Here is a 23,068-nt window from a genome sequence, read left to right as displayed (position 1 = left end):
TGTATATTTTGTATAAAAAACAGATTCTTTTTTGTGCAAAACAGGCAAAAATAATATTGACATTCTGGAAATGCGGAGTAAAATAAAGTCAACTACAAGGCGTGGTCATACCAATTATAAAAAGATACGATCAGCGCCAAGAGAAAAGGAGGGAGAAAAACGGGAGATTTATCAAGTACACTGGCAGAAGAACTAAACAGTAAGACAGCCTTTACCATTCCGGCGTTTGGTGGAATACCAATTGCAGAATGCGTGGTAGTCACATGGGTCATCATGGCGGTTCTTGTGATTCTGTCTCTGATCTTAGTTCGGAATCTCAGTGTGGAAAATCCGGGTAAGAAGCAGCTGCTTCTGGAGACCGGGGTAAGTTTTCTTCAGGATTTCTTCATGGGTATCCTTGGAGAAGAAGGCAAACAGTATGTGCCTTATTTGATGTCAACCGTAATTTACATCGGAATAGCCAATATCGCAGGCGTATTTGGTTTTACACCACCAACGAAGGACATGAATGTTACCATTGCGCTGGCGCTGATGAGCATTATTCTGATCGAGTATGCAGGCTTTCATAAAAGGGGACTGAAGGGTTTCCTGAAAAGCTTTGCGGAGCCGGTTCCGATCATGCTTCCGATCAACATTCTGGAAATAGCGATCAGACCTACATCTCTCTGCATGCGGTTGTTCGGTAATGTTCTGGGAAGCTTCGTAGTTATGAAGCTGCTGGAGTTTGTTTGTCCGGCCATTCTTCCCATACCATTCAGCCTGTATTTTGATTTCTTCGACGGATTCATACAGGCGTATGTATTTGTATTCTTAACATCCTTGTTCATTAAGGAAGCAATTGAGTAGTGAAGCGGAAGATCCGCTTGATCTAAAAATGAAAAAAATTGTATTTTACAGGAGGAAAAAACTATGTTAATCGCAATTGGTGCAGCTATCGCAGTTCTTACAGGTATTGGAGCAGGTATTGGTATCGGTCTTGCAACATCTAAAGCAGTAGAAGCTATCGCAAGACAGCCAGAGGCAGAGAGCAAGATCAGTAAAGCACTTCTTCTTGGATGTGCTCTTGCAGAGGCAACAGCTATTTACGGTTTCGTAATCGGTCTTCTGATCATCATCATGCTTGGCTAATAGGTAAAGACGAGATACTAATTCAGGATTAAGAGAGGCAGGTGGACCAGGTGATTAAAATTGATATCAACCTTGTCTTTACTATTATAAACCTGATCGTTCTTTATCTTTTAATGAAGAAGTTCCTTTTCGGCCCGATCATTGGTGTTATGGAGAAGAGAAAAGCTATGATCGATGAGCAGTTTGCTTCAGCAGAGAAGACAACCACTGAAGCAAACCAGCTGAAAGGACAGTATGAGGATGCACTGAAATCTGCGAAGGAGGAATCCTTCAGTATTGTAGAGCAGGCTAAGGACGAGGCAAAAGTACAGGCAGACAGCATCGTGAAGAGAGCTAATGATCAGGCTGGTCAGATTCTTGAGAAAGCAAGAAGAGATATCAGCACTGAGCAGGAAGCTGCTATGAAAGCGATGGAAGGCAAAGTGGCTGAGCTGGCAATGGATGCAGCATCCAGAATCATGGGAAAAAAGAACGACGAAGCACAGGATATGTCCCTATATGACCAGTTTTTAGAAGGAGCAGGTGATCCTCATGACAGAGACGTCCATTAATTATGCAAAAGCATTATACGGTCTTTCTGTCCCGGGGGAGGCAATCTGCGAAACAGGAAGGATTTTTAAGAATACACCTGAGATAGGTAAGATGCTTGAAAATCCACTTGTTTCCCTCAAAGAAAAAGAACAGGTAATAGAGCGGGTTTTTCCGCAGGAAATGAAGAGTTTTCTTAAAGTAACGTGTAAGTATCAGAAGATTGACAGAATCGGAGAGATCCTTGAAGCTTATGATGCTTACAGCCGGGAACAGAAAGGAATTCTCAAGGCAGAGCTTCTTTATGTAACACGTCCTGCCGAAGAGCAGGAAAATAAGATGAAGGAGTTTCTCCGTAGCCAGTTTTCTGCCAGAGAAGTGGAACTTACCCTTACAGAGGATAAAAGCCTTGTAGGTGGATTTGTTCTCAGGGCAGGAGATCGTGAGTACGACTGGAGCCTCATCGGACGTTATAAGAAACTGAAACAGAAATTAACCCGGAGGTGAAATTGAATTGGGTGCAATAAATCCAGATGAAATCATTTCGATTCTCAAGGAAGAAATAAAGAACTATGACGAAATCAGCAAGGACCAGGAAGTAGGCACTGTCATCTCCGTGGGAGATGGTATCGCAACTGTTTATGGCATCGATCATGCCATGTACGGTGAGGTCGTGACCTTCGAGAATGGTCTGAAAGGTATGGTACAGGATGTCCGTGCCAACAGCATGGGATGTATTCTTTTCGGAAAGGATACAGGAATCAAGGAAGGCACCAAGGTTGCCAGAACTGGCAAGCAGGCAGGTATTCCGGTAGGGGATAAATTTATCGGAAGAATCGTGAACGCACTTGGTGAGCCTATTGATGGAAAGGGAGAGATCCAGGCAGAGGAATACCGCCCGATCGAGAACCCGGCTCCTGGAATCATCGACCGTAAGTCTGTAACTGTACCTCTGGAAACAGGAATTCTTTCCATTGATTCCATGTTCCCGATCGGCCGTGGACAGCGAGAGCTGATCATCGGCGACAGACAGACAGGTAAAACATCCATCGCAACCGATACGATCATCAACCAGAAAGGTAAGGATGTGATCTGTATCTATGTTGCCATCGGACAGAAAGCTTCTACCGTTGCAAAGGTAGTTTCCAATCTTGAAAAATACGGTGCAATGGAGTATACAACCGTATTCTCCGCAACAGCCAGCGACTGTGCACCGCTTCAGTATATTGCTCCTTATGCTGGTACTGCTCTTGCAGAGTATTTCATGTATCAGGGTAAAGACGTACTGATCGTATATGATGATCTTTCCAAGCATGCAGTGGCATATCGTGCATTGTCACTTCTGCTTGAGCGTTCTCCGGGACGTGAGGCATATCCTGGTGACGTATTCTATCTTCATTCCAGACTTCTGGAGCGTTCCAGCCGTCTGAGTGAAGAGGCAGGCGGCGGATCCATTACGGCACTTCCGATCATCGAGACACAGGCCGGTGATGTATCTGCATACATTCCTACAAACGTAATTTCCATCACAGATGGTCAGATCTTCCTGGAAAGTGATCTGTTCTTCTCAGGTATGCGTCCGGCAGTCAATGTTGGTCTTTCCGTATCCCGTGTTGGTGGTGCTGCACAGACCAAGGCTATGAAGAAAGCTTCCGGTAGTGTACGTATCGACCTGGCACAGTACAGAGAGATGGAAGTGTTCACCCAGTTCAGTTCAGATCTGGATGAGGCTACAACTGCACAGCTGAAATACGGAAGCTGTCTGATGGAGCTTCTGAAACAGCCGCTCTGCAGCCCGTTAAGTCTTCATCAGCAGGTAATTACTCTCTGCGTTGCGACTCACAAGCTGATGGTAGATGTAGAAAAGAAAGAGATCAAGAAATATCAGAAGGATCTTCTGGAGTACTTTGATAATGTATATCCTGAGATCGGCAAAGAGATCGAGACTACAAAGCAGCTCTCTGATGAGCTTGTAGAGAAAATCGTAAAGGCGGCAGAAGAATTCAGAGATAAGAGCAGGTAGGTGTTGATATGGCAAATGCAAAAGAAATACAGACTCGTATGAAAAGCATTCAGGACACCATGAAGATCACCAATGCGATGTACATGATTTCTTCTTCCAAGATGCAGAAGGCCAAGAAGATCCTGCAGGACACGGAACCATATTTCTATAATATGCAGGCTGCCATTGCCAGGATCCTCCGTCATATGCCGGACATCCAGCATCCTTTCTTCAGTGAGCGTCATCTTGTTCCGAAGGATGAAAGAAAGGTAGGTACCATTGTCATTACAGGTGATAAAGGTATGGCTGGTGCATACAATCATAATGTACAGAAAATGACAGAAGATTTCATGGAAGAGGTACCGGGACATCACAAGCTGTATGTCCTTGGTATGGTAGGGCGTCAGTATTTCGGCAAGAGAGATGTGGATATGGACGGCGGTTTTCATTATACCGTGCAGAAGCCGACTATGCACAGAGCACGCCTTATCACGGAAGAGATCGTACGGGCATTTCTTGAAAGAGAGCTGGATGAAATTCACATTGTCTATACACAGATGCTGAATGCGATGGCAATGGAAAATGTGAATATGCAGCTTTTACCGCTGAAAAAGGCTGATTTTAAGGTGGGTCAGATCCCGGCAGATATTTATCAGGAGGAGATCGTGTTATCTCCGTCTGCAGATGTGCTTCTGGATACTATGATCCCCAACTACCTTACAGGTGTGATCTATGGATGTCTTGTAGAGGCATATGCCAGTGAGAACAGTGCGAGAATGACAGCAATGCAGTCCTCTACAGATAGTGCGAAGGCGATGCTGAAGGATCTTTCCATTCAGTATAATCGTGCACGTCAGGCTGCGATCACCCAGGAGATCACTGAGGTTATCAGCGGTGCTAAAGCACAAAAAAGGAAGTGATGACTATGAATAAAGGTAAGATCGTACAGGTTATGGGACCTGTTGTAGACGTTGTTTTTGAAGACGGACAGCTTCCGGATATCAAGGATGCCCTTGAAGTCGAGAACAACGGTAAGAGATGCGTTATGGAGGTGTCCCAGCACCTTGGAAATAATATCGTACGCTGCATCATGCTGGGAGCCAGCGAGGGCCTGCAGCGAGACAGAGAAGTAACAGCTACCGGAAGCGGTATCAAGGTTCCGGTTGGAGATAAAACACTTGGTCGTCTGTTCAACGTTCTTGGAGATACCGTAGATGGCGGTGATTCTCTGGACGGTGAAGAGCATTGGGTCATCCATCGTGATCCGCCTTCATTTGAGGAGCAGAAACCGGCAGTTGAGATCCTGGAAACAGGTATCAAGGTTATCGATCTTCTTGCTCCATATGCAAAAGGTGGTAAGATCGGTCTGTTCGGTGGTGCCGGTGTTGGTAAGACAGTCCTTATCCAGGAGCTGATCCAGAATATCGCTACCGAGCATGGTGGATATTCTATTTTCACCGGTGTCGGTGAGCGTTCCCGTGAGGGTAATGACCTTTGGACAGAGATGAAGGAATCCGGTGTTCTTGAAAAGACAGCCTTAGTGTTCGGACAGATGAACGAGCCGCCTGGAGCACGTATGCGTGTTGCTGAGACAGGACTTACCATGGCAGAGTATTTCCGTGATCAGGAGCACAGAGATGTACTTCTTTTCATTGATAATATCTTCCGTTTTGTACAGGCAGGATCTGAGGTTTCCGCTCTGCTTGGACGTATGCCGTCCGCAGTAGGATATCAGCCTACACTGGCAACTGAGATGGGTGAGCTTCAGGAGAGGATCGCATCTACCAAGGAAGGTTCTGTTACATCTGTACAGGCAGTATATGTACCGGCCGATGACTTAACTGACCCGGCTCCGGCAACAACATTTGCCCATCTGGATGCAACAACCGTTCTTTCCCGTAAGATCGTTGAGCAGGGTATTTATCCGGCCGTAGATCCGCTTGAGTCTACTTCCCGTATCCTGGAGGCAGATATTGTTGGTGAGGAACATTACGAGGTTGCACGTAGAGTACAGGAGATCCTTCAGAAATATAAAGAACTTCAGGACATCATTGCTATTCTTGGTATGGAGGAGCTCTCAGAGGAAGATAAGCAGACAGTATTCCGTGCAAGAAAGATCCAGAAGTTCCTTTCCCAGCCGTTCCATGTAGCTGAGAACTTCACCGGTATCAAAGGTAAATATGTACCTCTGAAAGAGACGATCCGCGGATTTAAGGCGATCATTGACGGCGAGATGGATGATTATCCGGAGAACGCATTCTTTAATGTTGGAACCATTGATGATGTAATTGCAAAAGCAAAAGCCGAGGAGAACCGGCAGTAAGGAGCAGCTATGAGTGAGACATTTGGCCTGGAAATATATGCCAGCAATAAACTGGCTTATGCAGGACGTGCTCAGAAGCTTATTATCCCGGCAGTGGATGGTGAGCAGGGATTTCTTGCCCATCATGCGAATGTTGTAGCTGCCATCATTCCCGGTGAGATGCGTTTTGAGGATGCTGACGGTAATGAGTATGTGTTTGCTGTGAGCAGCGGATTTGTTGAGATGATCAATAACCGTGCCAAGCTGTTCTGCCTCAGCGTAGAGAGTCCGGACGAGATTGATATCCGCCGTGCTCAGGAAGCAAAGGAACGTGCAGAAGAGCAGCTTCGTCAGAAACAGAGCATCCAGGAGTATCATATGAACCAGATGGCACTTGCGAGAGCGATGACACGTCTTAAAGTAACACATAAGCAGTAAATTTAAATCATATAAAAAGATCCATTGTCAGGAAACTGGCAGTGGATCTTTTTTTCTCTGTTATTTTGTGGATGAAGCAGGATTAGATTCGGTATTTTCCGGATCAGTAATAGAAGAAGCTTCAGAAGCTGTATCTTTGTCTGAGTTATCAGAAGTATGAACAGGCTTTTCTGTCAGCTGCTGATATGGACGGTAGGGTTCCCAGTAATGTTCATCTTTTGTTTCGGTTTCCTGTTTCAGTTTCTTTTTCTGCTGAGTAAGAAGATAAATACCTGCAGCAATGATACCTACAGCAATGACGATCTGCGGAAGGCTGTTGCAGATATTGTATACATAGTCGGCCATATTATTCGGTATAATGAAGTACAGAAGACTTGTGAAACGACTCCACAGGATGCAGATACCAAACAGGATCAGAACCCATGCAGCTGCACTCTGATGTTTTTGTAAGAATTTTCCCATATCACCGGAAAACTGATCCATGTGAAGAATGTAATTATCCTCTACAGAGTAGAATTCTTCTTCTGACAGGGATTTCAGATTATGGACATTAAAAAAACTATAGAACCATATCACCGGGAGAAACATGGCCAGCCATCCAAGACCGGTTATGGATGCCAGTGCGATCGATCCCCAGAACAGCAGCATAATGCTAAGTCCCTGTTTTTTAAATCCCATGTACATTTCCCCGGCACCGGGGATCAGGGAAAAGATAAATACCCAGAAACCATGTTTTTGTTTTTTCATAAATTTACTTGCCTCCGTTTATAATTTTATTCGTAAGATCGTTCAGATTATTACTGATCTTCTGAGAATGTTCACTGAGCTGGGAACCTACCTGCATGGAAAGCTGGTTTAGGCCGGAACCAATGCCAAGGGATGAAGAAATCTTAACTTTTGTTTCCGGTGAAGGATGAAGAGCCGTAAAATCTGTCTGAGATACAGAAAAAAGCATGATCAGCGCAACACCCATGCCTACGGCAGTCCGTAAGCCTGCACAGAGAAGCTTCATCCAATAAGCAGTTTCATGTATTTTTCTGGAAGCCTGAACTTCCGGAGAAGCTGCTTTTTTTAGAATTTCATCCTGCAGATAGGATGGAGCATACTCAGAAGCGGCATCCTCATTCTGAAGAAGTTCATCCAGACAGAAGTCACATTGCTCCATATGCTCCAGAAAATGGATCATTTCATCCGTATTCATGGTTCCGTCCTGGAATTTCTGTAATTCATCCTGTGGTATGTGCATCTAATCACTCCTTTCCAGCAGTGCTTTCAGCATAGATCTGGACCGGTAGATCTGCGTCTGGACTGTTTTGATATTTTTATTCTGCGCTTTTGCAATTTCTGCGGCGGTTTTTTCTTCGCAGAAATGCTCAAGGGCAACCTCCCTGTAGGGGCTTTTCAGCGCTGAACATAAATGCCGGATCCGATCCTTGAAATCTTTGTCCAGAAATGCCTCCTCCGGGGAAAACTCTTTATCATGGAGCTGTTCAAAATAGGTGTCCTCTGTGGGAATGGTACGTCTGCCGGCTGCTTTCAGATGATCCAGACATTTTCTGACTGCGATCTTGCTGAGCCAGGCTTTTTCGTAGGTGCCATCAAAACGGGAGAGATTTTTGTAGGCGGAAAGAAAAACATCCTGTGTCAGATCCTCGGCGTCAAAGGGATTGCCCACCGATTTCAGACAAATGGAAAATATTAAGTTTTGGTATGTATGTATCAGATATTCCAGATATTCTTCCCGTGTAATGCAATCAGCTCCCTTCTCTTCCCGCTTCATTTATTATAACGCGGAACTTGAAGGAAAGCCTTCAGCTTTTATAGAAAAATATGTAAATCATTGGATAAATGCCGCTTTTATATAGCGGGGAGAGAAAATTTGGTCTATACTATAAGTCGTCAAAGCAGAGATGCAGAAAGGATGAGACAAATGACAGAGACGAAACGTTTATATTATGAAGATGTATATAAAAAAGAATTTACAGCCAAAGTCCTGGAGTGCAGAGAAGCAAAAAAAGGCTTTCATATCATTCTGGATGAGAGCGCTTTTTACCCGGAGGGCGGCGGACAGCCAAGCGATACCGGATATCTCAACGATGTGAAAGTAAAGGAAGTGCATGAAAAGGAGGGAGAACTTCTTCATTATACAGATCAGCCGATGAAAGCCGGAACAGAAGTACAGGGACGCATCGACTGGGCAAGAAGATTTGATCTGATGCAGCAGCATTCCGGTGAGCATATGGTGAGCGGACTGATCCACGAGGCTTACGGATACGATAATGTAGGCTTTCATATGGGAAGCGATACCATTACCATAGATCTGAATGGCCCGTTGGATGAGGCGCAGCTTGCTGAGATCGAGCGGAAAACAAACCAAAAGATATGGGAAGATACGCAGATAAAGATCATATATCCTACAGCGGAGGAACTGGAAAAAATCGACTACCGAAGCAAAAAAGAACTCACCGGTCAGGTGCGAATCGTAGAATTTCCAGGGGTGGATATCTGTGCATGCTGCGGAACTCATGTGACACATACCGGAGAGATCGGAATGGTGAAACTTCTTTCCGTGGAAAAATTTCGTGAAGGTGTCCGTATTGAGATGATCTGCGGAAAACGTGTGCTGGATTATCTGAACATGGTCAATGACCAGAACCACCAGATTTCTGTAAAGCTTTCCGCAAAAATGGATAAGACTGCGCAGGCAGTGGAACGCCTTCAGGAAGAGAATTTCCGACTGAAAGGACAGGTTGGGCAGCTGGTAGACGACATGTGCCGGAAAGAGGCAGAGCGTTATGCAGGAAGCGGAAGCGTTCTCATTTTTATGGATGGAATGGATGCAGACAGTGTGCGGAAGCTTGCAGACGCCGTGACACAGACCTGCCAGGGTTGCTGTGCGGTATTTTCCGGAAATGCAGACGGAAGCTACAAGTATGCAATGGGCGAAAAAGATGGCGATCTCCGTCAGTTTACAAAAGAGATGAATGCGAAATTAAACGGACGCGGAGGCGGAAAGCCGTTCTTTGTACAGGGATCGGTGCAGGCATCTGAGAAAGAGATCCGAAACTTTTTTGAACAGTGATGAAAATGTTTGGGGAATGTCATGCACATATATTTCTCAATGGCTATGATTACCGGAAAGCCGTTGAGACACAGAAAAACGGGCCCCGGGATGTACTGATCCGTGCTCATTTTGAGGAATACCGGAAAAGAGGAATCCGTTTTGTGAGAGACGGAGGAGATCATTACGGTGTGTCAAAACGGGCTGCCAGACTGGCCCCGGAATATGAAATTGACTATCGCACACCGGTTTTTGCCATTTATAAAGAGGGTCATTACGGGAAGATCGTTGGAAAAAGCTTTTCAGACATGAAGGAATATCACAGAAGAGTTCTGGAAGCTGCCGCTGAAGGTGCGGATTTTATCAAGATCATGACTACAGGGCTTCTGGATTTTGCAGATCACGGGAAAATTACGGGAACGCCGCTTTCAGCAACGGATGTGAAAGAAATGGTACATATTGCTCATGAAGAGGGATTTGCCGTGATGAGCCATACAAATGGATGCTATGGCGTACAGGCAGCAGTGGAGGCTGGTGTTGACAGTATTGAGCATGGGAACTATATGGATGATGAGACGATTTCCATGCTGGCAGACAGCGAAAGCGTGTGGGTTCCGACACTTGTAACTGTGCGGAATCTTAAAGGCTGTGGCAGATTTGAAGATACGATCCTTGCATCTATTATAAAGACAGGCGAGCAGAATCTGAAGAAAGCTTTTGAAAAGAAGGTTCATGTGGCAGTAGGAAGCGATGCCGGTGCATATCAGGTTCTTCACGGCCAGGGTGTACAGGATGAAAGCAGAGTTTTTTTTGATATACTGGGTGATACGCAGGCAGTACGAAGCTGGATGGAAGATGGAGAAAAAAGGATCCGTACCATCTTCCGTCACGGGTCTTCGAATTTAATACAGGTATAAATATTGGAGGTGCGTGATTTCGCAGGGTTGAAAGTAACCCGGAGATCGGCACCTTCTTCCATTCCGCTTGAGGAAAGGTTCGGAACGTTTTCACGGCTGCAGAGGATCTTTACGCCGTCGTATGTCTGGAGCAGCACGGTATTGGCGGTTGTGCCCAGGATCGTGCCGGTTACAGTAGAAGTAATGTTGCGTACTGAAAGTATGTCCGGATCCTCCCCGGTGATTCCACGGATCTTCATGCCGCTGGTGGATTCACCATTAAATTTACCGGTATAGATAATGTTTACATAAGATCCCGGAGCCATTCCTCCTTTGAAATATACAGGAACCGAGGAAAGTGAAACAGTCAGTTCCGATCCTGTGGTCTGCGGAATGACAGTCATTGTGCCGGTGCTGACATTTACGATCTTTGCACGGAGATGCTGCTCTTTTTTTTTCGGTTCAGGGGAAGGCGTAGGAGTTGCTGCAGGTACTTTCAGTGGATCCGTATCGGAGACACTGATCACTTTTGTGAAACTGCCGTCATACTGCTTGTCACCCACGAGTGTTTCGTTGATGAATTTACCGCGAAAATGGACATAGATCCACTTGCCGGCCTTGATGCCTTTTTGGTAGTATTGTCTGATACCGGTGACAGGGAAGGTTACGGTATTTCCCTTTTCTGTAACTATCACAAGGGCATTGGAGGTGAGTGATTTCACTTTGCCCTTTAAAGTGCGGTCCTCCAGAGGAGTTTCATTATGATATTTGTCGGTTATTTTGATGGGGGAAATGGCGCTGATATCTGTTCCGGAAAGCTGTCCCTGGTAGATCACACTGACCTGATCACTGGATACAACGCCGTATTTGCATTCAAGCCTTGTCTGGGAAACATCAAATACATAGGTTTCTCCATTGCTGGAAATCGTCAGGTGTGTACCGTCAAAATCCAGCAGTGTGCCGGTAAGCTCATCCATATAAACACGTTCTTCCGTGGAAGGCTCCTGATCTTCCTGTTCTGTGGAATCTGAAGCAGTAACGTCTGAAATTTTATCCTGAAGAGAAATAATATGATCATCGATCTGATCATTGCTGCAGCCTCCCGCAAAAAGGGAAAGGCCGAGAATCATACATGCAGCAGACAGTTTTTTCATTTGTGTCCTCCGACCCGGGATAACGGTCAGTCCTGTTTATCTGTAAGATCATGGGTTTCCGACGCCGGTATAAAGTCAAAGATCTGGCGGAAAGAATCCCATTGCTCACGGCTGTCGATTCCATGGTTGATCAGACCCGTGCATTCAGTACAGGCATTGGTATCCAGATAATTATCGTAATAAATATGATAGGGATTTTGGGTGTTTTTTTCCTGCGGATCGTTCATCGGATCAGTCTCCTTATTGATTGATAAGGATCAGTATATGAAGGCAGGAAAGATTTTATACATATTAAGGGTATTATAGCAAAAAGATTTTTTGATTTCTACAGGGATTTACGGAAAATCCATGCATTTACTGAAAACGTGTTCCTACAGGCTGAACACGGAACCAGTAGGTATAAGAATACTGAAATCCAAGAGAGCTGTAAAGCTTTTCTGCGGAAGTATTGTTTTTTACCACCTGAAGATAAGCGTGTCTGGCGCCTCTTTTTTTGCCCTCATTGAGAAGACCGGTACAGATCTGACGGGCATATCCTCTGCGGCGATAATCTTCACGCACATGAATGGCATAGATACCGATGTAGTCGCGATCCAGGATTCCAAGACCTGTGGCAATGATCTCGCCGTTTTTTGTTATGGAAGCGCAGACAGTTTCCTTAAGAATGGCACGGTACATGGAAGGAACGACGCTTCGATGGATCGGATTTGTAGTTCTTTTCAAGTCAAAAAGGCTGTGGATCCAGAAATCTGGAATTTCATTGGAAAAAAGCACATCGGTGACAGGCGCATCCAGAACGGCATTGTCCAGGTCTACAGTCATAACATTTGTTATGTGCTGAATGGAATAGCCCCTGTTTTCCAGCATATAGTCAAAATCCGGGGATACAAGGGGGCTGATCTTAAAGATCGCAGGAGTTCCCAGACGCTTATAGACCTGTTCGCAGTAGGGGATTTTTTCGCGCCATGGAAGTGTGGAGGTTCCGAACTGTTCCACACTGTTGGTCCTGTGCGTATAGAAATAAGAAAAACGTAAGATCCATCCGTCATAAAGTTCCATTTTATGGGAAGGCCATGCGTTCAGTGACATATCTTCGATTTTTTTGATCGTTGTTTCCATAGTATTACCTTTCTGATATGATCAATTTATAAAGTTTATCTGCCAGGATCTGATGCCCCTGTGGTGTGAGATGGATACCGTCAGAAGTTATTGATGCAGGCCCGGACCGTGCAGCTTCCTGATCCAGATCGTTCTGCAGCGGGAGAAAAACGGCGCCATGATCCTGACTGATCTTTTTAATATGCACGGACATCTGTGAAAGAAGGGGAGCCCAGGAAGCGTAGCAGCGTGGCCATGGAAAAACAAAAGGTTCCAGGAAATAGAGCTTTCGTTTCCGGGAGTTTGTGCAGGATAGCTTTTTTGCAAGGAGCTCATAACGGGTGACAAATTTGTTCATCAGATCTTGCTGTTGTGCAGATGAACGGCGGGTGTTCATCATGATCCCCACATCATTGATCCCGATCAGGACGGTAACAATATCCGGATCAGAGCTTTCCAACCAGAAATCTGTGTTCTGAAGAAGCCGTTCCAGGGTGAAACCATCAATACCTCTGTTTTCAATGGAAAATCGGTGATCTGTGTTATGAAGCAGACAGGAGAGCTGCTTCACATATCCTTTTCCAAGAGGATCTGCGGAGAAAAGCCGTCCGCAATCTGTGATACTGTCTCCGAGACACAAAATGCGAGTCATCCAATTCCTTCTTTCTGTTATACCGGGCGGATCATTATCCGCAGTCGATTATTTTCGTATTGGTGCTTTGATAGTAGCACTTACACCAGCAGTGGTCAAGCGTACGAAATACCGGAAAATGGGTAAAAAACGAATAAACGTGAAAAACATGAAAATTTTTTTAAAAAATTAAAAAAAGTACTTGCATTTTGAAAGAAAGTGTTATATACTAACGAAGTCGGTTGAGGGAAACAACAAAAAACGAAATCAAACGACAGAAACAAAAGAATATGGCCAGTTGGTCAAGGGGCTAAGACGCCGCCCTCTCACGGCGGAAACACGGGTTCGATTCCCGTACTGGCTATTAACTGAAAGCAATCAGAACATGTTTCTGGTTGCTTTTTTGTTTATGATCACAAATGGGGATTTTGGGAGGTTTTACTATGATCATTGATAATGTGTATGTTTTTACACCGGACAAAGCATTTGTAAAAGGCGGGATTATCCTGGATGGGGATAAGATCCGACAGGTTTATGAAGAAAAGGATGCGCCGCAGCTTAACGGGGATGTTCTAGACGGAAAAGGCTGCTACGCCATTCCGGGACTGATCGATCTGCATTTTCATGGATGCAAGGGAGATGATTTCTGCGACGGAGACAAGGCTGCGATCGGAAGGATCGCGGAATATGAGGCATCGGTAGGAGTTACAGCGATTGCACCGGCTACCATGACTTTACCGGTAGAGGAACTGGAGCAGATCCTCCATACAGCTGCAGAATATAAAAAAGAAACAAAGGACTGCCGTAAGGCGGATTTTCTGGGGATCAATATGGAAGGGCCTTTTATCAGCCCGGCGAAAAAAGGAGCACAGGACGCGAGGAATATCCTGCCATGTAATGTGGAAATCTGTGACCGTTTTTTAAAGGCCTCGGAAGGTCTGGTAAAATTTATAGGGATTGCACCTGAAGAAAGTGAGCATGCAGCAGAATTTATCCGGGAAGTTCATGAAAGGGTCAATGTTTCTCTGGCACATACCAATGCAGATTACGATACAGCAATGGAAGCATGCAGAGCAGGAGCAAACCATGCAGTCCATCTGTATAACGCAATGCCTGCGTTTACGCATCGTGCACCAGGTGTCGTAGGTGCTGTTTTTGATAATAAGGATGTTATGGCAGAGATCATCTGTGACGGGATCCATATCCATCCGTCTGTTGTTCGAGCTACCTTTCAGATGATGGGAGCTGACAGGATGATCCTGATCAGCGACAGTATGAGAGCTACCGGTATGCCGGATGGTCAGTATACACTGGGCGGACTGGATGTTAAGGTTGTGGGAAGACTTGCCACGCTGGTATCTGACGGTGCGATCGCAGGATCTGCCACAAATCTGATGGATTGTATGCGTACAGTTGTTAAAAAGATGGAGCTTCCGCTGGAAACAGCCGTGGCCTGCGCGACCATAAATCCGGCCAGAAGCCTTGGTGTGGAAGAACAGTACGGATCTCTGGAAGCAGGTAAAAAAGCTCATGTGGTACTGCTGGATCAGGATCTGGAACTGAAAGCAGTGATCAAGGACGGAGTAAAGATCCGATAAGCTCATAGAAGATAAAACGATAAAAAATAAAAAGAATTTCAGGAGCAGATGACAGCAAAATTGTGTCAGAATTTGTCGAACGAAAATGCTGGACAAAATGCTCCTGAAATTCTATAATTAATTTCACCAGAGATCTTCTGGTATCGATCACCGCCAGGTCAGGCGGGAAATCCCATTTTTATCATAACTGAATAAACATATATTTTAAGAAGGAAAGGGGGCGTGTATGTTTCTTTATGGAGAATTATCCGTGGTGATATCTGCGATGGCAGTCTGGATGGATCTTAAAGATGCATCTGTAGACAATGGATGGATCCTTTTTTCTTTTATGATCGGTTTCCTGATCCAGATCACAGAAAACGGGCCGAAAGGTGGAGTGATCTTTCTGGCAGGAGTGGCTGTGCCGGTGCTTCTTTTGGGAATCCTTTTTATATTCCATATGATCGGCGCCGGAGATATCAAGCTTCTGTGCGCACTTGGCGGGATCATGGGGCCGCGGACAGTTATGGAATGTATTGTTTATTCTCTGCTTGCAGGTGCAGGCATTTCTCTGGCAATTCTTATTTCTACAGGCGGTATCCGCCGACGATTCCTTTATTTATATCAGTATATGAATGAGTTTTACTGTACCGGTGAGATACGTCCTTATTACAGAAAGGGGATGAGCTTTCCGGAGAACTTTCATTTTACGGTACCCATATTTTTGAGTGCGGTGCTTTATGCAGGAGGTGTGTATTGAAGAAAAACATATTTGCGGTCTGTGATCTGGAGGTGGATTATGCTTTCAATTTTATGGATTATCTGAACCAGAAAAAGAATCTTCCGTTTGAGATCCAGGCATTTACCACGGCGGAAAGTCTCATTGCCTACGGAAAAGAAAATCATATTGAGTTGCTGCTGATTTCCGATAAAGCAATGCGAAAAGAAGTCCGTGACCTTGGTATCGGAAAGATCATCATTCTTTCAGAGGGTGTGCATCCTCCGGAACTGGATCAGTATTCAAGTGTGTATAAATATCAATCTTCCTCAGATGTGATAAGGGAGGTGATGGCCTGCTATGGAGAAGAGAAGTCTCTTGATCCGGTAACTTTTCCTGTGTTGAAAAAGACAATGGAGATCATCGGTGTTTTTTCTCCTCTTGGCAGGTGTCTGAAGACATCCTTTGCACTTGCGCTGGGACAGATACTGGCGAAAGAACGTGCCGTTCTTTATCTGAATCTGGAATCCTATTCTGGTTTTGAGGAACTTCTTGGGAAAAAATTTCCGGCTAATCTGAGTGATCTGTTTTATTATGTTCGCCAAGGAAATGAAAACCTGATCCATAGAATGAACGGAATGATCCAGACAGTAAACAATCTGGATTTTATACCGCCTGTAAGAACACCTTCAGATGTCCGGACCGTGGACTGGGAAGACTGGGAGCGGCTGTTGCAGGAGATCGTACTTCACAGTTCCTATGAAGTGCTGATCCTGGATATGGGAGAAAATGGAGATGAGGATTTCCGGCTTCTGGAAATGTGCAGAAAAATCTATATGCCGGTTTTGAATGACACACTTTCTGTCTGTAAGGTGACACAATTCGAAAATCTTCTGCGTATCTGGAATAAAGAAAAGATCCTGGAAAAAACAGAAAAGGTGCATCTGCCCTTTCATATGGATAGGATCACTTCTGACGCTTACGTAGAACAGTTGGTCTGGAGTGAACTGGGAGATTATATCCGTGAACTTTTGAGAAAGGAGCGGTCATGAACAGAGAAAAATTCCGGGAAATGTATGATCTGCTCATGGAACAGCTGGATGTTTCCAGAGAGCTGTCCGATGATGAGATCCTGGGGGTGATCGATGAACTGATATTAACTCAGGCAAGGGAACTGTTTCTTTCACTGAAGGAGAAAGTAGAGCTCAGGCAGGAGCTGTTCTGTTCTGTGCGCAAGCTGGATGTTCTGCAGGAACTGATCGATGATGAAAGTGTTACGGAGATCATGGTAAATGGTCCGGATCATATTTTTGTGGAACGTGGAGGAAAACTGACCAGATGGAATAAGGTCTTCACGTCAGAAGAGAAGCTGGAGGATGTGATCCAGCAGATCGTAGGGCGCTGTAACCGGGTTGTCAACGAGTCCATGCCCATTGTAGATGCAAGGCTGGAAAACGGAGCACGTGTGAATGCAGTGGTTTATCCGGTTGCTCTGAATGGTCCGATCCTGACAATCCGTCGTTTTCCGGATGATCCTATCACAATGGAAAAACTGATCGCTTTTGGAAGCATCACCGAAGAATGTGCACAGTTTTTAAAAAAACTTGTTCAGGCAAGATATTCTATTGTGATCGGTGGAGGTACAGGCAGTGGAAAAACAACATTCCTTGGAGCTGTTACAGAATATATTCCAAAAGATGAGCGCCTGATCACCATTGAAGATAATGCGGAGCTTAAGATCCGGGGAATTGATAACCTGGTATGTCTGGAGGCAAAAATGGCCAATATGGCGGGCGCGGTGTCAGTAACGATCCGAGATCTGATCCGGTCAGCCCTTCGAATGAGACCGGATAGGATAATTGTAGGGGAAGTCCGTGGAGGAGAGGCAGTGGATATGCTGCAGAGCCTGAATACGGGACATGATGGAAGCCTTTCAACACTTCATGCAAACAGCAGTCAGGATATGCTTTCCAGAATTGAAACGATGACATTGATGGGAATCGATCTTCCCCTGGAAGCAATCCGAAGGCAGATCGCTTCCGGGGTAGACATTCTGGTACATCTCGGGCGTATGCGGGATAAAAGCAGAAAGCTGTTGGAAATCACAGAAGTATGTGGATTTGAAAACGGAGAGATCCAGACCAGGCCGCTGTATCGCTGGGAAGAAGGAAAGGGACTTGTAAAAACCGGAGAACTTTTGCATTGTGAAAAAATGAAACGGGCAGGAATCAGACTATGAAAGAGCGGAAAGGAAAGAATCAGAAATGGAGATCTACGAGGAAAGATTACAGGATGTATCATTTTACGGGGAGGGAGACCGCAAAGTATCTTCTGGAGGGAGCTGCCGTATGCGCTGCAGCCGACTATCTGTTTTATCAGAGCCTTCCTGTGTTGCTGTTTATGCTTCCAATACCAGTGCTTTTTCTGAAAATGCAGAGGAAAAAATGCACTGCACGGCAGCAGAGGGAGCTGAATTACCAGTTCCGGGATGCTCTGACGGCCATGAATGTGGCGGTACAGGCCGGCTATTCCGCGGAGAATGCGGTGCGTGCCAGTGTAAAGGATCTGGGGAGACTTTATGAAAAGGGAAGTGATATACTGGATGAATTTCGGTATATCGAAAGCCAGCTGCGTCTGAGTGTTCCGGTGGAAGAGTTGTTCCTGGATCTGGGAAAACGCAGCGGAGTGGAAGATATTGAAAATTTCGCAGCAGTATTTTATACAGCAAAAAGAACAGGCGGGGATATGACGCAGGTGATCCAGAAAGTAGCCAGAATGCTTAGTGATAAGATCGAGGTAAAAAAAGAGATCGAGGCAACGCTGGCCGCAAAGAAATCGGAACAGATGGTTATGAGTATCATGCCGGCCGGTATCATCTGCTATCTGAAACTGACTTCGCCGGGATTTTTGGATGTACTTTATGGGAATCCTTTCGGAATCTGTGCCATGACAGTTTGCATGGTGATCTATGGCTTGTCTTACTGGCTGGGTGTGAAGATTGTAGACATAGAAGTGTAGGTGAGGATAATGTGGATACATATTTTGATATTTATGGTGATCCTTGGGGTGTTTCTGGCAGGAAAAATGGGGCGACTGCCTCCGGAAGCCGGAAATCCGGAAGAAAAGAAACTGTTTATACGGATAGCGCTTACCGGAAATATCATCGGGATGCTCCTGACATTTCAAAGTGGCGGAGATAAGGTTTATTCATCCGGATACCGTATGGAAAAAGAGGAGACAGGTGCTTATGAAGAGAAATTCAAAGTATCTGTAGACGGAGAAGAAGCCGGTTCCCTGTATGTGCAGGTGCCGGAAAAAGAAACAGAAGGATCCGAAGAAGAACCGGAAACAGAACTTAGCGAAGAACAGCAGCGCGAGAAAGAGCTGCAGGACATGATCGTACAATATAATCAGAAAAAAAACGATCCGCAGTACTATTATCTTCCAGATGAATGGAATGGAAAACATCTTGAATGGGAGCAGCCAAAAGACAAAACAGGAAACCTGCTTTCAGCTCTTGGTCTGGCAGCAGCGGCAGCAGCTGTCATTGCAAAAAAACGGGAAGAACAGAATGCTCAGATAAAAAGAAGAGAACAGATGCTGATGGATTATCCAGGATTGATCATGAAATTTACCCTTCTGGTGCAGGCAGGCTTAACTGCCAGAAAAGCATTCCAGAAAATAGCACTGGATTACGGAAAGAGAGAAGATGGTAAAAAACGTGAGGCTTACGAAGAAATCCGAGTAGCCTGTTATGAGATGGACAGTGGGATTTCCGAAGCAGAGGCTTACCGGAGATTTGGAGAACGGTGCGGACAGGTAAAGTATAAAACTCTGTCAACACTATTGATTCAGAACCTCCAGAAAGGAAGCAGGTATCTGGCCGATCTGCTGGAAAAGGAATCCGTGGAAGCCTGGGAGGAGCGAAAAAGAAAAGCAAGAGTGCTGGGAGATACAGCAGCAACAAAACTGCTTCTTCCGATGGTTTTGATGCTCCTGGTGGTGATGGCGGTGATCATGCTGCCGGCATGCCTTTCCTTTTACGGAGGGTAGGACTGGAGAACAGAGAAAGGAAATGTGAGGTGACAAATGAAAATATGTGGAAGTATGTAAAAGAATTTGCGATGGAAGAGGATGCGGTGGGTGTTGTGGAGATCATCCTGATTCTGGTGGTTCTGATCAGTCTGGTCATCATCTTTAAGGAACAGCTTACAGCACTTGTTAAAAAAATCCTTACAAAAATCACAAAACAAAGCAACACGATCTGAAAATGAGAAAAAACGGTGATATCTGCTGATATTTCCGTTTTGGAAAGGAGAGGTACCCCTTGGCAGGAAATGTGAAAAAAGGCAGCATTACGATCTTTCTGGCTCTGATCTTGAGCCTGGTTCTTTCTCTTGTGTGTGCCAGCATTGAATCTGTACGCATGGCAGCTGCCAGGACACAGATACTTAACAGTATGGATATTGGCTTATATTCCTTATTTGGACAGTATGACCGAACGCTTTTGGAAGATTATGAGCTGTTTGCACTGTATGCAGGTGGAAAAGAAGAACTGGATATGGCTTCTGTATATGATGATTTTCAGACTTATATGAAACCTGTATTGAAACAGAACAGTCAGAAACTGGAGCTTCTCCAGGGCGGATTCAATGGTTATCAGCTTCTGAGCGACGGAAAAGGCGAGATTTTTTACCAGCAGGCTGTTCAGTATATGCGTGAAACTCTGGGAAGCCAGGGGGTACAGACTCTTCTCGGAAAACTGAAGGATCAGGAAAAGAAGACAGAGGATGCAGAGAAAAAAGGAGAACAGGCAGAAAATAAAGGAACGTTGGATTCCTATGATTCTGCTATTACGGACGCTGCGCAGAAGAGCGAAGAAGCAAAAAAAGAACAGGAACAACAAAAAAAACAGGGAGATTTTTCGGATGCAGGAAATGGGGATGATTTTACCGGCGGTGTTGATGAAAGCGTGGAAAATCCTATTCCGATCATCAGAAGAGTCCGTAAAATGGGACTTCTTGATCTGGTAGTATCATCCGAACGGGGAATATCGGATGCGGTTACAGACAGAAAAAGCCTTACATCCGGAAGAAAGCTCCAGACAGGACTAATGTTGGATACGGATATACGATCCGATAATTCGTATACGTCCGGAATATTGTTTGGACAGTATCTGCTAAAGAAACTGGGAAATTATCGAAGACCGGCAGCGGCGGGGTTGAATTATCAGGTGGAATATATTCTTGGAGGGAAGAACAGTGATCGGGAAAATCTGAAGTCCGTGGCAGGAAAACTTCTGGTGATCCGTCAGGGGGTTAACATGGCGTATCTGCTTTCAGATGGTGGAAAACGGATACAGGTCGAAACACTGGCGCTGGCGATTGCATCAGGTTTTCTGATCCCACCGGCGGCAGCAGTGATCGAAGCGGCACTGATCTTTTGCTGGGCATTTGCGGAGAGTATTCTGGATGTCCGGGAACTTTTTGCAGGAGGACATGTACCTCTTATAAAAAACTCCTCAGACTGGCAACTGTCTTTGAGTAATCTGCCCAATATCCTGGATAAACTGGATTCTTCAAGAAAGGATGCAGGGAATGGAATGTCTTATGAGGATTATCTTCAGATTCTGCTTATGGCGAAAGGAAAACAGGATAAAGTTCTGAGAGGAATGGACATGATCGAGTGCTCTGTACGTGAAAAGGGAAAAAGACCGGGTTTTCAGATGGACCACTGCATCACTGCCCTGGAAGCATCTGCAGATGTAAAAGCAAACAGACGGAAAATATTTACAGTTACGCGTCAGTATATGTATGAATAGAAAGAGAGGTGTACAGGGATGCTTTTTCAGAAAGAAAAAGAAGATAAAAATCAGATAAACAGACTGGATCAAAAAAGAGAAAGGCGCTCTCGAAGAGCTTTTTTCCTGCTTTCCCCGATAAGCCGGAAAACGCTTTCTGGAAAAGTATCCCTGTGCACCTTTCTGAAAAAAGCAAGTCTCACCCTGGAGACTGCGATGGCTTTGCCGCTGTTTTTTTTCGGAGTGCTCACGCTGCTTTCTTTTATGGATATTTATAAGGTACAGACGGAGCATCTGACCGGCTTGTGCCAGAAAGCAAAGGAAGCAGGTATGTATGCGTATGGTGCCGGCGGTTCAGGTACAGAAACGATCACATTGCCGGACGTATATTCCTATCAGCCCATAGGCGGTCTGATCCCGCTTCCTAAAATATGGTTTCACAATACGATAAAGGTCCATACATGGAATGGTGTGGTATACGAAAATGGAAAGGATACAGTGGAGAGCCAGCCTATGGTGTATGTGACAGAATCAGGAAGTGTGTATCACAGAAAACTGGGGTGCAGTTATCTGAATCTGTCTGTTCAGCAGATATCAGGCTCTTCGGTTAAAGCTTTAAAAAATGCATATGGAGAAAAGTATCAGGCCTGTGAGCTGTGCAGTCGTGGGCAGGAACCGGCCGGAGTGGTATATATCACAAAAAAGAGTAACCGTTTTCATAACAGGGAAAGCTGCAGCGCATTGAAACGATCTGTACGGATGGTGAAAGAAACAGAGGTTTCCGGTGAAATGAGTGCCTGCGGACGATGTGGCTGAAGGGAGAGATCATGAGCAGTGTAAAAATTTGCATGACTGTACTTCTTGTAATTAATACCTGGACAGATATCCGAAAAAAAGAAATCTGTTTACCGGTGCTTTTTATATTTCTGGCAGGCGGGATCCTGTGGCGGATCAGGCAGGGGCTTCTCTGGCCGGCAGGGATTATTTCCATGGGAATCGGAGTATTTATAATTTTGATCGCTTTGATCAGTGGAGGAATGGTCGGATTTGGAGACGGATTGCTGATACTGACAATGGGCTCTGTGCTGGAAGCCGGAGAACTGGCAGGAATCCTCTGTGGTGCATTATTGTTGTGCGGAATCTACTCAGGCATTGAGTATCTTATGCTAAAAAAGAGTCGAAGTGAGGAAATTCCTTTTGTACCGTTTCTGTTGATCGGATATTTGGGAGGGATATTTTTGTGAGAAAAATAAAAAAGGGGAGCTTTACCATAGAAGCTGCATTGCTCATGCCTCTGGTGCTTATGATACTGATCGGAGTGCTGTATCTGGATTTTTTTGTACATGACAGAGCATATCTTACTGCGGCAGCTTATGAGGCAGCAGTCAGCGGCAGTATGGAAGGATATAAAAAGAAAGGGAACATATATGAAAAGGCGGATATACAGGGAAGAATGCTGGGAGATATCGGGCTGCCGGGAGGAGAGAATCTGAGCATGCAGACAAATGCAGGAAAAACTGTGAAAGTAACTTACAGATTGGAAGTACCTGCCGGGTTCCTGGGGCAGAAATGGAAGCTGGAAGTCAGTGGTAAGGCAAAGCCTCTGCGGCCTGTGGGATGGATCCGCAAGGTAAAAGGAACTGTGGATATGCTGGGAGAGGTGACGCCATAAAATGAGAACGGAATATAAAAGAGATATGAATCATAATTATCTGATCCTGACAGGAGATGAGAG

General features: G+C 45.1%; 28 protein-coding genes and 1 tRNA gene. 22 read left to right on the top strand and 7 right to left on the bottom strand.

What is annotated here, in order from left to right; genetic code table 11:
• Nucleotides 1–180 precede the first annotated feature (180 nt).
• The 8 genes from AB5026_RS12595 (at nucleotide 181) to atpC (ending at nucleotide 6,398) form a co-directional block, all read left to right on the top strand.
• Nucleotides 181–846, top strand: coding sequence for a F0F1 ATP synthase subunit A (locus tag AB5026_RS12595; RefSeq protein WP_084449196.1), 666 nt, complete (start codon nucleotides 181–183; stop codon nucleotides 844–846).
• Nucleotides 847–909: 63 nt separating this feature from the next.
• The gene (atpE, locus tag AB5026_RS12590; protein ID WP_021652814.1) at nucleotides 910–1,128 is read left to right on the top strand and encodes an ATP synthase F0 subunit C; all 219 of its coding nucleotides are present in this window, start codon (nucleotides 910–912) and stop codon (nucleotides 1,126–1,128) included.
• Between the two features lie 50 nt (nucleotides 1,129–1,178).
• Nucleotides 1,179–1,679 (top strand): F0F1 ATP synthase subunit B, encoded by a 501-nt coding sequence (gene atpF / locus AB5026_RS12585; RefSeq protein WP_022427145.1) that lies wholly within the window; start codon nucleotides 1,179–1,181, stop codon nucleotides 1,677–1,679.
• A complete protein-coding gene (gene atpH / locus AB5026_RS12580) occupies nucleotides 1,660–2,163 on the top strand; it encodes an ATP synthase F1 subunit delta (protein WP_015525579.1) in 504 nt (167 codons plus the stop codon). Before atpF ends, atpH begins: the two co-directional genes overlap by 20 nt.
• 7 nt (nucleotides 2,164–2,170) lie before the next feature.
• Entirely contained in the window at nucleotides 2,171–3,679 is a 1,509-nt protein-coding gene (gene atpA, locus AB5026_RS12575) for a F0F1 ATP synthase subunit alpha (RefSeq protein ID WP_021652816.1), read from the top strand.
• An 8-nt stretch (nucleotides 3,680–3,687) separates the two neighbouring features.
• Nucleotides 3,688–4,578: an ATP synthase F1 subunit gamma gene (atpG, locus tag AB5026_RS12570; protein WP_022427144.1), complete on the top strand. Its 891-nt coding sequence runs from the start codon at nucleotides 3,688–3,690 to the stop codon at nucleotides 4,576–4,578.
• A 5-nt stretch (nucleotides 4,579–4,583) separates the two neighbouring features.
• Entirely contained in the window at nucleotides 4,584–5,981 is a 1,398-nt protein-coding gene (gene atpD, locus AB5026_RS12565) for a F0F1 ATP synthase subunit beta (RefSeq protein WP_015525581.1), read from the top strand.
• A gap of 9 nt (nucleotides 5,982–5,990) precedes the next feature.
• A complete protein-coding gene (gene atpC, locus AB5026_RS12560; protein ID WP_015525582.1) occupies nucleotides 5,991–6,398 on the top strand; it encodes an ATP synthase F1 subunit epsilon in 408 nt (135 codons plus the stop codon).
• Nucleotides 6,399–6,458: 60 nt separating this feature from the next.
• Here atpC and AB5026_RS12555 read toward each other — a convergent pair whose 3' ends face one another.
• From AB5026_RS12555 to AB5026_RS12545, 3 genes are read right to left on the bottom strand one after another with little or no spacing between them, the layout of a single operon-like run.
• A complete protein-coding gene (locus tag AB5026_RS12555) occupies nucleotides 6,459–7,145 on the bottom strand; it encodes a hypothetical protein (protein ID WP_237972008.1) in 687 nt (228 codons plus the stop codon).
• Nucleotides 7,146–7,149: 4 nt separating this feature from the next.
• Entirely contained in the window at nucleotides 7,150–7,644 is a 495-nt protein-coding gene (locus AB5026_RS12550; protein WP_110102748.1) for a hypothetical protein, read from the bottom strand.
• Nucleotides 7,645–8,178 carry an RNA polymerase sigma factor gene (locus AB5026_RS12545; protein ID WP_110102749.1) on the bottom strand — a complete coding sequence of 178 codons (534 nt, stop codon included), beginning with the start codon at nucleotides 8,176–8,178 and terminating at the stop codon, nucleotides 7,645–7,647.
• Between the two features lie 141 nt (nucleotides 8,179–8,319).
• Here AB5026_RS12545 and AB5026_RS12540 point away from each other — a divergent pair, with 141 nt between their 5' ends.
• Together AB5026_RS12540 and AB5026_RS12535 are read left to right on the top strand one after the other, a co-directional pair.
• Nucleotides 8,320–9,480 (top strand): alanyl-tRNA editing protein, encoded by a 1,161-nt coding sequence (locus AB5026_RS12540; RefSeq protein ID WP_021652821.1) that lies wholly within the window; start codon nucleotides 8,320–8,322, stop codon nucleotides 9,478–9,480.
• A 5-nt stretch (nucleotides 9,481–9,485) separates the two neighbouring features.
• A complete protein-coding gene (locus tag AB5026_RS12535; protein ID WP_303015652.1) occupies nucleotides 9,486–10,376 on the top strand; it encodes an amidohydrolase family protein in 891 nt (296 codons plus the stop codon).
• Here the strand turns inward: AB5026_RS12535 and AB5026_RS12530 are convergent.
• From AB5026_RS12530 to AB5026_RS12515, 4 genes are all read right to left on the bottom strand, one after another.
• The gene (locus AB5026_RS12530) at nucleotides 10,346–11,509 is read right to left on the bottom strand and encodes a hypothetical protein (RefSeq protein WP_303015650.1); all 1,164 of its coding nucleotides are present in this window, start codon (nucleotides 11,507–11,509) and stop codon (nucleotides 10,346–10,348) included. The two genes, AB5026_RS12535 and AB5026_RS12530, sit on opposite strands and share 31 nt — an antisense overlap.
• Before the next feature lie 26 nt (nucleotides 11,510–11,535).
• The gene (locus AB5026_RS12525) at nucleotides 11,536–11,736 is read right to left on the bottom strand and encodes a hypothetical protein (protein ID WP_021652824.1); all 201 of its coding nucleotides are present in this window, start codon (nucleotides 11,734–11,736) and stop codon (nucleotides 11,536–11,538) included.
• Nucleotides 11,737–11,863: 127 nt separating this feature from the next.
• Nucleotides 11,864–12,628: a GNAT family N-acetyltransferase gene (locus AB5026_RS12520; RefSeq protein WP_368213413.1), complete on the bottom strand. Its 765-nt coding sequence runs from the start codon at nucleotides 12,626–12,628 to the stop codon at nucleotides 11,864–11,866.
• Between the two features lie 4 nt (nucleotides 12,629–12,632).
• The gene (locus tag AB5026_RS12515; protein ID WP_021652827.1) at nucleotides 12,633–13,259 is read right to left on the bottom strand and encodes an SGNH/GDSL hydrolase family protein; all 627 of its coding nucleotides are present in this window, start codon (nucleotides 13,257–13,259) and stop codon (nucleotides 12,633–12,635) included.
• A gap of 271 nt (nucleotides 13,260–13,530) precedes the next feature.
• Here AB5026_RS12515 and AB5026_RS12510 point away from each other — a divergent pair.
• From AB5026_RS12510 to AB5026_RS12455, 12 genes are all read left to right on the top strand, one after another.
• A tRNA-Glu gene (locus AB5026_RS12510) sits at nucleotides 13,531–13,602 on the top strand.
• A gap of 79 nt (nucleotides 13,603–13,681) precedes the next feature.
• Nucleotides 13,682–14,836 carry an N-acetylglucosamine-6-phosphate deacetylase gene (gene nagA / locus AB5026_RS12505; RefSeq protein ID WP_044962282.1) on the top strand — a complete coding sequence of 385 codons (1,155 nt, stop codon included), beginning with the start codon at nucleotides 13,682–13,684 and terminating at the stop codon, nucleotides 14,834–14,836.
• 226 nt (nucleotides 14,837–15,062) lie between these two features.
• Nucleotides 15,063–15,575, top strand: a complete 513-nt coding sequence (locus tag AB5026_RS12500; protein WP_021652829.1) for a prepilin peptidase — start codon at nucleotides 15,063–15,065, stop codon at nucleotides 15,573–15,575.
• Complete coding sequence (locus tag AB5026_RS12495; RefSeq protein WP_303015645.1) at nucleotides 15,572–16,585, top strand: hypothetical protein; 1,014 nt, start codon at nucleotides 15,572–15,574, stop codon at nucleotides 16,583–16,585. The genes AB5026_RS12500 and AB5026_RS12495 overlap by 4 nt, the downstream gene beginning before the upstream one ends.
• The gene (locus AB5026_RS12490; RefSeq protein WP_092071684.1) at nucleotides 16,582–17,772 is read left to right on the top strand and encodes a CpaF family protein; all 1,191 of its coding nucleotides are present in this window, start codon (nucleotides 16,582–16,584) and stop codon (nucleotides 17,770–17,772) included. Before AB5026_RS12495 ends, AB5026_RS12490 begins: the two co-directional genes overlap by 4 nt.
• Nucleotides 17,769–18,551 carry a type II secretion system F family protein gene (locus AB5026_RS12485; protein WP_303015643.1) on the top strand — a complete coding sequence of 261 codons (783 nt, stop codon included), beginning with the start codon at nucleotides 17,769–17,771 and terminating at the stop codon, nucleotides 18,549–18,551. Before AB5026_RS12490 ends, AB5026_RS12485 begins: the two co-directional genes overlap by 4 nt.
• A 9-nt stretch (nucleotides 18,552–18,560) precedes the next feature.
• Nucleotides 18,561–19,586, top strand: coding sequence for a type II secretion system F family protein (locus tag AB5026_RS12480; RefSeq protein ID WP_021652833.1), 1,026 nt, complete (start codon nucleotides 18,561–18,563; stop codon nucleotides 19,584–19,586).
• A 44-nt stretch (nucleotides 19,587–19,630) separates the two neighbouring features.
• The gene (locus AB5026_RS12475; RefSeq protein WP_044962312.1) at nucleotides 19,631–19,801 is read left to right on the top strand and encodes a Flp1 family type IVb pilin; all 171 of its coding nucleotides are present in this window, start codon (nucleotides 19,631–19,633) and stop codon (nucleotides 19,799–19,801) included.
• Nucleotides 19,802–19,860: 59 nt separating this feature from the next.
• Entirely contained in the window at nucleotides 19,861–21,354 is a 1,494-nt protein-coding gene (locus AB5026_RS12470; RefSeq protein ID WP_303015640.1) for a DUF5702 domain-containing protein, read from the top strand.
• A gap of 18 nt (nucleotides 21,355–21,372) precedes the next feature.
• Nucleotides 21,373–22,149 carry a hypothetical protein gene (locus AB5026_RS12465; RefSeq protein ID WP_173741078.1) on the top strand — a complete coding sequence of 259 codons (777 nt, stop codon included), beginning with the start codon at nucleotides 21,373–21,375 and terminating at the stop codon, nucleotides 22,147–22,149.
• 11 nt (nucleotides 22,150–22,160) lie between these two features.
• A complete protein-coding gene (locus AB5026_RS12460; protein WP_173741077.1) occupies nucleotides 22,161–22,577 on the top strand; it encodes a hypothetical protein in 417 nt (138 codons plus the stop codon).
• A complete protein-coding gene (locus AB5026_RS12455) occupies nucleotides 22,574–23,005 on the top strand; it encodes a TadE family protein (RefSeq protein ID WP_021652838.1) in 432 nt (143 codons plus the stop codon). The genes AB5026_RS12460 and AB5026_RS12455 overlap by 4 nt, the downstream gene beginning before the upstream one ends.
• The last annotated feature ends 63 nt before the right edge of the window (nucleotides 23,006–23,068 follow it).

It is taken from the genome of Blautia sp. RTP21359st1_E11_RTP21359_211015 (assembly GCF_040910705.1).
GTDB classification, from domain to species: Bacteria; Bacillota; Clostridia; order Lachnospirales; family Lachnospiraceae; genus Blautia_A; species Blautia_A fusiformis.
The sequence above is the reverse complement of the archived record's forward strand: the minus strand, read 5'-3'. Positions and strand labels throughout refer to the sequence as shown.